Annotated in this window: 10 protein-coding genes and 1 pseudogene; 7 read left to right on the plus strand and 4 right to left on the minus strand. The window is 61.6% G+C overall.

Annotated elements, in window-relative coordinates:
* Positions 1–108 precede the first annotated feature (108 nt).
* A complete protein-coding gene (locus tag EWM63_RS27520; RefSeq protein ID WP_130189372.1) occupies positions 109–1,809 on the plus strand; it encodes a DUF4214 domain-containing protein in 1,701 nt (566 codons plus the stop codon).
* Here EWM63_RS27520 and EWM63_RS27525 read toward each other — a convergent pair.
* Positions 1,810–2,241 (minus strand): annotated as a pseudogene (locus EWM63_RS27525) (GGDEF domain-containing protein); the annotation flags it as partial.
* 901 nt (positions 2,242–3,142) lie between these two features.
* On the opposite strand from EWM63_RS27525, the gene EWM63_RS27530 reads away from it, so the two are divergent.
* Positions 3,143–4,678: a recombinase family protein gene (locus EWM63_RS27530; RefSeq protein ID WP_130189373.1), complete on the plus strand. Its 1,536-nt coding sequence runs from the start codon at positions 3,143–3,145 to the stop codon at positions 4,676–4,678.
* A 161-nt stretch (positions 4,679–4,839) separates the two neighbouring features.
* Here the strand turns inward: EWM63_RS27530 and EWM63_RS27535 are convergent, their stop codons facing one another.
* Positions 4,840–5,040: a helix-turn-helix transcriptional regulator gene (locus EWM63_RS27535; RefSeq protein WP_130189374.1), complete on the minus strand. Its 201-nt coding sequence runs from the start codon at positions 5,038–5,040 to the stop codon at positions 4,840–4,842.
* 345 nt (positions 5,041–5,385) lie between these two features.
* Positions 5,386–6,084, minus strand: a complete 699-nt coding sequence (locus EWM63_RS27540) for a hypothetical protein (protein WP_130189375.1) — start codon at positions 6,082–6,084, stop codon at positions 5,386–5,388.
* 365 nt (positions 6,085–6,449) lie between these two features.
* Between EWM63_RS27540 and EWM63_RS27545 the strand changes: the two genes are divergently transcribed.
* From EWM63_RS27545 to EWM63_RS27555, 3 genes are all read left to right on the plus strand, one after another.
* Positions 6,450–6,962 (plus strand): hypothetical protein, encoded by a 513-nt coding sequence (locus tag EWM63_RS27545; RefSeq protein ID WP_130189376.1) that lies wholly within the window; start codon positions 6,450–6,452, stop codon positions 6,960–6,962.
* 15 nt (positions 6,963–6,977) lie between these two features.
* Entirely contained in the window at positions 6,978–7,991 is a 1,014-nt protein-coding gene (locus EWM63_RS27550; protein ID WP_130189377.1) for a DUF7146 domain-containing protein, read from the plus strand.
* A gap of 148 nt (positions 7,992–8,139) precedes the next feature.
* Entirely contained in the window at positions 8,140–9,207 is a 1,068-nt protein-coding gene (locus EWM63_RS27555) for a DUF932 domain-containing protein (protein ID WP_130189378.1), read from the plus strand.
* An 84-nt stretch (positions 9,208–9,291) separates the two neighbouring features.
* Here the strand turns inward: EWM63_RS27555 and EWM63_RS27560 are convergent, their stop codons facing one another.
* Positions 9,292–9,816: a S24 family peptidase gene (locus tag EWM63_RS27560; RefSeq protein ID WP_130189379.1), complete on the minus strand. Its 525-nt coding sequence runs from the start codon at positions 9,814–9,816 to the stop codon at positions 9,292–9,294.
* Positions 9,817–10,301: 485 nt separating this feature from the next.
* Here EWM63_RS27560 and EWM63_RS27565 point away from each other — a divergent pair, with 485 nt between their 5' ends.
* Together EWM63_RS27565 and EWM63_RS27570 are read left to right on the plus strand one after the other, a co-directional pair.
* Positions 10,302–10,631 (plus strand): flagellar transcriptional regulator FlhD, encoded by a 330-nt coding sequence (locus EWM63_RS27565; RefSeq protein WP_130189380.1) that lies wholly within the window; start codon positions 10,302–10,304, stop codon positions 10,629–10,631.
* Positions 10,632–10,639: 8 nt separating this feature from the next.
* Positions 10,640–11,230 carry a FlhC family transcriptional regulator gene (locus EWM63_RS27570; RefSeq protein ID WP_130189381.1) on the plus strand — a complete coding sequence of 197 codons (591 nt, stop codon included), beginning with the start codon at positions 10,640–10,642 and terminating at the stop codon, positions 11,228–11,230.
* Positions 11,231–11,245 lie beyond the last annotated feature (15 nt).

Genomic DNA, 11,245 nt, shown 5'->3' on the forward strand with positions numbered 1-11,245 from the left:
TGGCAACTATGGCGCTGGGATGCTACCATCGCGGGCGGTGCCGTACCGCCGCTGCCGTGTGTGGGCCGTGCTACCATCCGACCCACCGTTCTCCATCGCGGACCCGCCATGAGCCTTGCCACCGGCAACAACGCCATCGATGCCCTTGTCTACGGCAGCTGGAACAGTACAGCGCAAACTCCTGTCACGCTGACCTATGGCTTTCTGACGCGTGCGCCAGCGGGCGCCAGCGCCGACGACCGCAACGGCTTCCAGCCGATGTCGACGGCGCAGCAGGCCGCCGTGCGCGAGGCCATGGGGATATGGGCGTCGGTTGCCGACATCACCTTCGTCGAAGTGGCTGCCGATTCGGGCAACCTCCGTTTCGGCACGAATGAACAGGATGGCAGCAGTGGCTACGCCTACCTGCCGAAAGCGGGCGTGAGCATGCTGAGCATGTATCTGGATCACACCTCCGCCTACAACAGCATCTTCACGCCGGGCACCTACGGCCCATGGGTGGTGCTGCACGAAATCGGCCACTTGCTGGGTCTCAAGCATCCGGGCGACTACGACTCCGCCGGCAATGGGGTCGCGGGGCCGTTCCTGCCGCGCGCAACCGACAACAACGACTACACGCAGATGTCGTACAACGACCCGAGCAGCTATGCCATCAACCGCAGCTACGCGACCACGGCCATGCTGTACGACATCCAGGCCATCCAGTACTTGTACGGCGCGAACATGCGCCACCGTGCCGGCGACGACAGCTACGTGGCCAGCAACGCCACGGCGCCACTGTGCATCTGGGATGCGGGCGGCACCGATACGGTGGATTTCGCCGCCTGTACCGGTCCCTCCGTCATCAACCTCAATGCCGGTGCGTTCAGCGAAACGGCACGCGGCTTGAACAATGTCTCGATCGCCTACAACGTCACGATCGAGAACGCGATCGGCGGCGCGGGCGGTACGACGTTTTACGCAAACAGCGCCGGCAACCACCTGGCGGGTGGCATCGGCGTCGACACGTTCCACCAGGGCGCCGGCAGCGACACGATCGCCGGCGGAGCAGGGCAGGACACGGTCGTCTTCGCGAACGACTATGCGGCCTACCGCGTCTTGCGCGAGGGCGATACGCTGACCGTCACCGGCGAAGGCGCGGATATCCTGTCCGGCATCGAGTATCTGCGCTTCGCCGACCGCACGCTGGGCATCGATGCGTTCGGTGCCGGCGTCACCGATGGCAACGACATCATCATCGCACCGTCGGGCAGCGCCCGCATCGATGGCGGGGGCGGACGCGACATGGTGATTTTTGCCGGCGCGCGTGCCGGATACCAGGTACAGGCCGATGGCGACGGCTACACGGTTACCGGCACGGCTTCGGGAACCGTCGACGTTGTCGTCGACGTGGAGCGCGTGCAGTTTGCCGATGCTTCGGTGGCGCTGGATGTCGATGGCGCGCCGGGCCAGCTGTACCGCCTGTATGAAGCGGCGTTTGGCCGCGCCCCCGACCAGGCTGGGCTGGGATTTTGGCTGGCGGGCGCCGACAACGGCCTGGCGCTCGGCAATGTGGCCCAGGCATTTGCACAGAGCCCCGAATTCGGCGCGCTGTATGGCACGCTCGACAATGCCGGCTTCCTGACGCGACTGTATATAAACGTGCTCGACCGTGAATATGACGCGGCCGGGTATGCCTATTGGCTCGAGGTACTGGACCGTGGTGCGGCACGCGGCGACGTGCTCACCGGGTTCTCGGAATCGGCCGAGTTCCGGGCAACGCTGGTCGGTGCGATAAGCGACGGCATCGACTACCTTCCCTACGCCTGATCACGCCATATCCGCGGCCTCGCGCGTCAGGCTGATGCGGTTGCGCCCCATGTGCTTGGCGCGGTACAGCGCCGCATCGGCCGTCGCCAGCAGCTGCGACGGGTCGAATTCCGGCCCGGGCAATGCGGTTGCGGCCCCGATGCTGACGGTCACGAACTGCTTGGCCGCGCCCAGGTTCGGCAAGTGCAGCGCCTCGACGCGGCATCGGATCCGCTCGGCGACGATGGCCGCGCCTTTCAGCGACTGGTTCGGCAGGATGACGGCGAATTCCTCGCCGCCATAGCGCGCCACCAGGTCGTTCGCCCGCATTTCCTTCGCCACTGCGCCGGAGATTCGCTGCAGGCATGCATCGCCCCCAACGTGGCCGTACGCGTCGTTGTACTGCTTGAAATTGTCCACATCCACCATCAGCAGCGACAACGTCTGCTGATAAATTTCGTTAAGCCTCTGAATCTGCTAGGGAAATCCAAGTTTGCCTGTGCGATTCCCGGAGCGTCCCACAAACGTGCCCCAACCTCCAATCTGTTAGGGATACGTCCGGTGGCTTCTACTCGTCGGGATGCTCGTCACCGATCAAATTACTTGCATCGTCCCTTTCGTTTGACGACCGAAAAAATGTGAAGGTCTCGCGGCGAGCCATGCGTAGTCAACGATGAAAAGAGGACTGTCTGACACGAGCATACCTTAATGGCTCCATCAACGACGCCGCAGCGGAAATCGTCGACACCATTATCGCTATTGTCGGCCATCCTTTTGACGTATCCTGACATCAAACAGTGCTGGTCGAGGCGAGTGATCCAGTCTATCTGAGACGCGCCACCAGAACAGGATCATAACGCGCGCTTACGTAGGGTGAAGGCGCCGCGTTTAACAATCACTTGCGCTCAGGTGCGGCCAGGTTGTGCTGAGCGTTCTCGACCAAGCGGCAGTCTCAGCGCGGTCTGCGCGGAACCGGGCATGCACCTCGCCAGCTTGGGGGCGCTGAGCGTCGTCGGCGACGGCAACGCCGCGCTTGCTCTGTCATGTGCATCGGCCGGTCCGCATCGGTGGCAGCGGCCAAAATGGTGGGCCTTCGACATCCCTACCGCACTAGGACGGTGGAGACCGAGTCGGCGGCTGGGGCGCATCCTTGGGCCGGACGCGATCGGCGGATCTGATGTCCGCTAAGACATCGCTCGCAACACAACAGTGGTACGAAAATCCGTGTGCACTCGCGCCCCTTGCATTGACGAGCACGATGCTCGCCCGGCGCAAATGACAGCAACTTCGCCTGTCCAGGCCGCGTGCTGATTGAGCAGGCATCGTAGTCCAACTGTTCCATAGGGAGTAGACGATGAACTCATCTGTCAACGGTTCGTCCGCCGATGCCATGCCGGTTGCGGCCTATGCGCGCATGTCGACCGAAACCCAAGACCATTCCATCCAGCATCAACTCGACGCGATCAATCAGTACACGCAGGCGCGCGCCATGACGGTAATGCGTACGTTTGTGGACGAAGGCCGTACTGGCCTGACATTGCAACAGCGCCCTGGCCTGCAGGCGTTGCTCACGGCGGCGACCGCGCAGCCATGCCTGTTTCGTGCGATCGTGGTTTACGACATCAGTCGCTGGGGGCGCTTCCAGGATGTCGACGAAAGTGCGTTTTACGAGTACCTGTGTCGGCGTGCCGGTGTCACGGTCTTGTATTGCGCGGAGCCCTTTAGCGATGACGGCTCGCCGATGCAGGCCCTGGTTAAGAGCGTGAAACGCATCATGGCCGCCGAATACAGCCGGGAACTATCTGCCAAGGTGTGGCAGGCGCAATGCCGCTTTTCGCGTATGGGATTTAAGCAGGGCGGTCTGCCGGGTTTCGGCTTGTGCCGCGTGCCGGTAACGGCCAACGGCACGCACCGCTCGTCGCTGCGGGACGGCGAACGCAAGCCGGCGGTGACCGACCGGGTCGCGTTGGCGCCGACCACTGAGGCCGATATACGCTTGGTACGTCGAATCTATGCGATGTACTTGAAGCAGAGCATGGGCGACAGTGCGATCGCCGCGCGCCTTCGCGCCGAAGGCCGCGTCAATCATCTGGGCAAGCCGTGGGACGCGGCGACCGTGCGGCGTATCCTTACCAGCGAAAAGTACTGTGGTGAACTCGTGTTCAACCGCACGACGCGCAGGCTGCGCACACCGGTCGCCGCTAACCCAGCCAGTGCGTGGGTGCGTTGCGACAGCGCGCTCATGCCCATGGTCAGCCGTGCCACCTTCGATGCGGCGATGTCGGCACGCGCGCAGCGTTCGTCGGGTCCGGACCGGGAGTCCATCCTCAATGGAATGCGCGCCATCGTTCGGCAGTATGGAACGATCAATGTACGGTTGTGCCGCGCCGCCGGTTTGCCAGGGAAGACCACTGTGCAGGCTATGTTCGGCGGCTACATCCAGGCATATGCAGCCGCGGGGCTGCCTGACCAGCGCACGCAGTCTGGTTGCCTGGGCGTACGCTCTGCGCGCGCACTCATTTTGGCCTTACGCGACCAGGCACATGCCTGCGCAGAGCGCGCCGGTGCTGCGGTGTCGTGTTGCCGTGCCTGGAACGTACTGATACTCAATGATCGCTTGCGCGTTAGGCTGTCGGTGGCATCGTGCCGATGCTATCCCGATACGCAGCTTCGCTGGCGCATACCGGCGCAGGAAGGCGAACCTGCTGATTTCGTCCTGTGCGGCATGCTCGATGGGGCGAACCAGCGTCTCGGTCGCTACGTCTTGCTGCCGCTTGCGCAGTGTGCCCGCGGCAGTCTCTTTCTTGCGGAGAAGGCCATGGCCCATTGGCCCGTCCAGCATTTCACGTCTTTGAACGCGGTCTTTGGCCTAGCACCCGATAACTCATAAGGTAACCGTTGAGTTACATGTCCCTGCCGCTGTACCGGCGCCTGGGCGAAAACAGTGAGGGGCCTGTCTTGCAGTGACGCTCCGCGCTTGCACGCCGATCGCCATGTCGGATGCATGTGCTTTCCTCAGGTCCTTCCTAAACCAGTGACTGGAGCGTTCGATCAGCCAGCGCCACGGCTGATATCAATACAACGCTGTTGCCATTGTGCGATTTCCGCTGCGTCCCAAACAACAGATCGGGGGCCGATTGGAATCGGCGCCGGCAATACACCCGACTTCACTTTGCGCCATATTGTGGCGCGAGACCATCCGGTGGCCTCGATCACTGCGGGCAAGCGCAGGAATTTCCGGGTCTCGAGCATGATGCACTCCTTCGAAATAGATCCAATGGCGGGGCCTGTGCCGCACTCGGATCGAGTTGATAGGGATTGTGCCGACTGAGGTGTTCAGTCCATGGCGGAGAGGAGGCGAGACACAACGCTGCATGACGCGTGTTTCCGCCACCCGGATATGAAAATAAGAGCTGCAGGATGAGTCCGAGGCTGGTCGCGAATGCGAGGATGCTCGGCTGGAAATCTGCAATATGCTTCAGTAATTCAAGGCTCGCCAACTACTTCAGGGCCAGCTGCTGCCAGATCAATGTAGTTGACATCTCAAGGCGTGTCAAATGCTTGTGGATCATTTTGCATCGACAGAAAACCTGTAGCTTAGTGATGCTCGGCGGCTGCGTCTACCAGGTCGGTCACAGGGTCATTGCTGTTTTCATCCGATGCAGCGAGAGGACTCGGTGCAGTAATGGGCGTTGGCGTATTCGCCTTCCGCTCCAGGGAGGCCCGGACGATGCGAATAGCCTTCGTCGCGCCACGCACAGCATTTTTGTTCCGCGATTTTTCGATGAGCAGTTGGCTTGGTGTGATCACTTCGTCGATGCACAACGTTTCCAGCATTGGCATGAGTTGGTCAACCTTCTCGATCAGTTCCAGGAGCCGGCGGTCCAGCATTGAGAAGACCTTTGCGTCGAAGGCCAGCGGTTCCACGTCATAGGTCGCAAGCTGGCTGATGCCATTCGCTGTGCACTTTGCCTCCGCATCCACCAGGGCCTTATTCAGGCGCTTGAGCCGGCTATCGAGCATGGTCCGCAATTCCTGCTCAATGCGCTCCACCTCACTGTCGGCGACCTTCATTCGCGCGAACACAGTGATGTAGTGGAAGTTGATCTGGCTGATCTCGAAGCAGCGCAGGTATAGGCGCTTGCCCTCGGGGCTGTAGAGCGTTACGCCAATCTTCCTGCTGGCCGATTCGATGCGGTCCGTCTTCGCGGCAGCCTGGCGCGCCAGCAGCTTGAGGTTGGTGGCACCATGGTTGGCACCGACGAGTACCGGGGTGTCGGTATGCGCGTTCATCATATTCCCTCGGGAGAGTGCGGTCCCGCCGGAGCATAGCGCGCGGCGCCCATCATCCCAAATCGAAATGCCACAGAAATAGGGGCCATTTCCGCGTTGGCGCCGCTTGTCACTGCAGCGCGCGCGTTCTGGCATGAATGCGCTACGCCGCATTTGACTTCGGACGGTTCGCCGCCTACAGTGCATTCGAACGGCGCCATCTGCGTGCCGAATGATTTTTTCCGATGGTAGCTGGCAGCCCATCGAACACGGTTCCGCCGTGGCAGCACAGCCAGCATGTCAATGAAGGGTAACCAACCCCTGTCACTCCCCATGGGACAACGTCCCATGCGGGCGATTGTCCCGTTTATTTTTTTACGGAGGCAATCATGGAAGATTCCCTGAGCGAAGATGCCGATTCATCCCGGTGCGCAAGCACATCATGGGACCTGTTGGACGATGGACCTGTCGAGGAATTTAGCGAAGAGGACGTGATTGGTTTGCACTGGTGGCTGTTACGCAAGGTGCGCCTGCTGGAGATTCCGAGTACGCCATTGGCCGAGAAGTTCGAGCTGGTGCGCTGGGTGTTCACCGACCCCGTGCGCGATCGGCAGCCTTTCTCGTTCGTCAATTGCATGCGCGTGGCGGCGTGCAGTCCTCTTTCGCGGCTGCCCTTTATCGGCGCCTGCGATCCGGAGGAGGTACGCCGCTGGATTGCCGCGCATCTGCGGCGCTGGTTCGAGGCATCCCTCGCTTGCTATCCCGTATGGGTGCGGCAAGCAGTGATGTCCAACCCGGAATGGGTCGCCGATCGCCTGGCGGCCAATCCGCAGTGGATTAACGAACAGATTCGCCTGCACGAGGAACGTGGTGACCTGTTTTCCAAGCCGGAAGCCGCTTGACGAACAGGAGGCGCCATGACACCCGAACAGGAAGAATTCGAACGGCGGTTCCAGGCCGCGCGCGCCAGTGCCTTCGGGCGCTGGACGCCGTTGCTGCGGACGCTTGGCGTGGACGAGAAAGTGCTGAACCGGCGCAACCAGCCATGCCCGCTCGCGGGTTGTGGCGGTACCGACCGGTTCCAATACACCGACAAGTTTGGCGACGGCAATTACGTGTGCCGCGCCTGTGGCGCCGGCGGCGGTTTCAAGCTGCTGATGGGCTACTTCGGTTGGAACGCCGGGACGGCATTGCACCGCATCGAGCAGAGTCTTGGGCTGCTGCCGGCGCCATTGCAAACGCCCGGGCCGGTCAAGGATGCCAGAAGGCTACTGCATCGCATCCTGTCCGACTCACGCCCGATCACGGCAGGTGACGAGGTTGACCGCTATTTGCGGTTTCGTGGCGTGGGCATGGACGGTTATCCGGACACGCTGCGCATGCATCCGGCCCTTGGCTACTACGAGCTCGATCCATCCAGCGGCAAGCCGAAGCTCGTACGTCATTACCCGGCAATGGTGGCAGTCGTGCAGGACCAGGGTGGGCAAGTGGTTTCACTGCTGCGCACCTACCTGCAGGACGGTCGCAAGGCGTTGGGGGCGGAGTCCAAGAAGCTGTTGTGCGGTGGCGTGAATGGCGCTGCCATCCGATTGGGCGAGCCGGCTGGCGAGCTGTCCGTTTGCGAGGGCGTCGAGACCGGCCTGGCGATCCAGAAGCGCACGGGACATCCCGTGTGGGTGGGCATTTGCGCGAGCAATCTGGAACGCATCTGGATTCCGGACCAGGTCACGCGGCTGCGCATCTACGGTGACAACGATGCCGACGCCATGTTCGACGGCCAGGCCGCTGCATATGGCTTGGCAAGGCGCTACATGAAGTGCTGTCGCCATGGGGAAGGCCGTCAGGCCGAAGTGTTTATCCCCCGTCGTGCCGGTGCCGATTGGGCGAACGTGTCCGAGCGTCACGCCACGCACGAAGAGCTGGCCGCGTAGTTATGTTGTGGAAGTAGTGGTAGGGGCCGCAAGGCCATTGGTTCGGCGCACAGGCGCCGGTGCGGCAGCGATGCCGTGTTGTTCAACCCTGCGGGGACCGTCCCCGGCAGGGATGGTCCGTCCGCGTTTTGATGACTGGAGAAATATCATGAAAGCAGGATGCACCTTGATGGACCTGGCAGCTGAACTGGAACGCCAGGCTGCGGCCAAGCGTGATCTGATCGTGCCGGCCAAAAAAATGCACGCCTCCACCTTACCCTCTGGGCAGTTTCGCCTGGTGATCGACGAGGCCGGTGGCGAAGTGCGTTATCCGTTGGACGATTTCGTGTGTGGCCAGCTGGCCAAGAAGCTCGACATTCCCTTGTCGTACTTCAAGCGCATGCGCGAGTACCACCCCGAACTGCTGGACCAGAACGTCAATGGCTGGCTCAAGGTGAATGTACCGGACAGCTATCTGGTGCGCACGCTGGACGGTTATGCCCGCGCATTCCTGTCCACGCGCTATCGCCGGCTCGACAACTTTGATCTGGCAAAAAGCATTGTGCCGGTGTTGCAGGAACTGCCTGGTGCGCGTTTCGAGTCGGTCGAACTAACCGCCAAGAAGCTGTACATCAAGGTGGTCAGTTCGAAGATCCAATGCGAGGTGAAGCCGGGCGATGTGGTGCAGGCCGGCGTCATCGTCAGCAATTCGGAGATCGGTTGCGGTACGCTGCGGGTCGAACCGCTGCTGTTCCGCTTGGTGTGCAGCAATGGTCTGATTGTCCAGGACCGCAGCATGCGCAAGAACCATGCGGGCCGTAACTTGGTCGCGGATGACGACGAAGTGCTGGTCTACCAGGACGATACGCTGGAGGCTGATGACAAGGCCATCTTCCTCAAAGTACGGGACCTGGTGAAGACGGCTGTGTCGGAGGCGACCTTCGACCTGCTGTCGGAGAAGTTCCGCAGGACGATCGGCATCAAGATGGTCGGTAATCCGGTAAAAGCGGTCGAGGTGCTGGCCAACCGGTATGCGCTGAACGAGGCCGAAAGCGCCGGCGTACTGCGGCACCTGTTCGAAGAGCATGAATTGACCGGGTACGGCCTGGTCAATGCCGTCACCGGCTATTCGCAGGAAGTGGCGTGCTATGACCGCGCCACTGAATTCGAAGAGCTGGGCGGCAAATTGCTGGAGCTGTCCAGCGGCGAATGGAAGCAGATCGCCGAGGCGGTTTGACAGCGGAGGGAAGTCCCTGGAGCCAACGGCGCGCGAGCGCCGTGCGGCGCCAGGGACAACCCAATCGGCGTCGAAGAATGTGCTTCAGAAGTCGCAGACGTTGATGGCCAGGGTAACCCGGCCACGCACGCGCACACCGTCTTCCGCACGCAGCGCGGCTTCATCCACCAGGACGTCACCGTACTGGGTGTTTTCGCAGCGTAGCAGCAGGCCGGCACCGACCTGCAGTTCAACGTGGCGGACGATGGTCTGGCCGAGATATTCGAGCACATACACGCCGTTGCAGGCGATCCGGTTCTGGGTAGGATCGTAGAAGTAAGGGCTGCCGTGCAGTATCCGGGGCGCCATGTCGTGGCCGTGCATGATGGCCATGGCTAGCCCACTGGCGACGGCCGTCTTGTCGGCTACTGCACCGAACCAGGCGGGCCGGGAAGGCGACGAGGGCAGTTGCTGAAGTAGTTGCAATGGCAGGCGATCGACCGCGAAAGGCAGGCGTCGGCTGGTCAGTCCCAGGAGCCAGCCCGTATCGACGTCCAGCTGCAGCGACAGCACGGCCAGCGAAGCCGGGTCCGGCAATCCGGGATGATCGGCATCGATCCAGCGTGCCACGGTCTGCTTGGCGCGACCAGTTAGACGGTGAAGGAATAGGACGAATTCGTGCGATGAGACGTGGCGGGCATCTAACTCAGCGACAAGTCGGTCACGTAGACCTGGAATGAGCCTTAAATCTAATAGCTGCGCCTGCTGTCGGGTAAGCGGAACACTACGCTGGTCAGGTTCCATGGATTGGTAAGTTTGTCGTGGATCGAGGAAAAGAGCGCATGAAATGCTAGCAGCTGCTCACGCTAGCAAAATTATAGTTAAGTTAGGTACACGGCTTATAGCATCCACCTAAGTGAACAATAAAGTCAATCCCTCAAGCTTTTTCACACGAGTAGCGATAGCAATTGCTGTTGACGCGCCTGAAGGTGCGGTGTAGCCTGCTTCGCGATAGGCGGCCACTGCTGCATCGCACAGCGCCAGCCCCCGTGCTGTTGCTACCGAATCTTAGATGCGACCACGCCCCGGTCCTGGGGCATTACGGAGTAACCATCATGGACAACGCCCCACACCTATCGGATGTACAGCAGTTGAACCTCGACTACCTGTTGATCGTCCAGGCCGCCCTCAAGCAGGACCGGCTCACCGCCAGTTACACGTTCCATCTGGATCCCGACAGCGCCGCCATCCTGCCGACCATGAGCGTGCGGGAATTGAGCACCCTGGCGCAGAGCGTCACCCAGGAGAGCCTGTGTCGGCCGATCGCCAATCTTGCAGCTTTGTTGAAGGCCCCGCGCAGCTTGGCAGGCATGTTGTGCACCGCGGGAGTAGGACAGAATGCCGCCGGCATGCCTGCGGGGCAAACCAATACCGCCACCTTCTGAACCGCATCATGGCTGCGACCGATGCCGACACGCACATCCGGGCGTTGCAGTTGGCCCGTGAGTGTATTGCACTGGGAGCGCGCTTCGGGACCGTGGCCGACGTCACGGGACTGAGCCAAGCGACGCTGCGAACTTATTTCTACCGCAAGGAACGTGCCGCCATTGGCCGTCGTCCCGATTCCAGCGACTGGCTATTCAACGGCAATGTTTGTCTGCGCGCCGAGGGCTCCGAATTCGCCAACATCTTCACCGCGCTGATGGAGCTGCAACGATGCCAGCCGGCCGATGCCCTGGTCGCGGCCTACCGCCTTTTTGTCGAACGCAGTGCGCATCGGTCCACGCTGACCTTCGACAAGGCCTTCGTGCTCGTCAGTGCGCTGTGCGGCGTCTGGAAGCACACGCAGCCCAGCCTTGCGATGCACCGTTGTCCGCGCTGCCTCGCGCGGTACGTGGCCGGCATCGGTGCGCCGCCGCCGATGGCTAACGGGTGCATCTTCTGTGTCCTGTTGCACCGGATGCCGCGCGATCCCCGGATACAGGCCTACTTCGTACGCCGGCAGCGCGTCGTCCCAGCGATCGTGGCGCCGGGTGGAAGCTGACCTTGAAATAGGGCG

Source organism: Pseudoduganella lutea, assembly GCF_004209755.1.
Classification (GTDB): domain Bacteria; phylum Pseudomonadota; class Gammaproteobacteria; order Burkholderiales; family Burkholderiaceae_D; genus Rugamonas; species Rugamonas lutea.

Bases quoted from the DNA above. Each gene is read 5' to 3' on its own strand.
- EWM63_RS27520 (WP_130189372.1), top strand. From the start codon at position 109: ATGAGCCTTGCCACCGGCAACAACGCCATCGATGCCCTTGTCTACGGC.
- EWM63_RS27545 (WP_130189376.1), top strand. From the start codon at position 6,450: ATGGAAGATTCCCTGAGCGAAGATGCCGATTCATCCCGGTGCGCAAGC.
- EWM63_RS27550 (WP_130189377.1), top strand. From the start codon at position 6,978: ATGACACCCGAACAGGAAGAATTCGAACGGCGGTTCCAGGCCGCGCGC.
- EWM63_RS27540 (WP_130189375.1), bottom strand. From the start codon at position 6,084: ATGATGAACGCGCATACCGACACCCCGGTACTCGTCGGTGCCAACCAT.
- EWM63_RS27530 (WP_130189373.1), top strand. From the start codon at position 3,143: ATGAACTCATCTGTCAACGGTTCGTCCGCCGATGCCATGCCGGTTGCG.
- EWM63_RS27555 (WP_130189378.1), top strand. From the start codon at position 8,140: ATGAAAGCAGGATGCACCTTGATGGACCTGGCAGCTGAACTGGAACGC.
- EWM63_RS27535 (WP_130189374.1), bottom strand. From the start codon at position 5,040: ATGCTCGAGACCCGGAAATTCCTGCGCTTGCCCGCAGTGATCGAGGCC.
- EWM63_RS27570 (WP_130189381.1), top strand. From the start codon at position 10,640: ATGGCTGCGACCGATGCCGACACGCACATCCGGGCGTTGCAGTTGGCC.
- EWM63_RS27565 (WP_130189380.1), top strand. From the start codon at position 10,302: ATGGACAACGCCCCACACCTATCGGATGTACAGCAGTTGAACCTCGAC.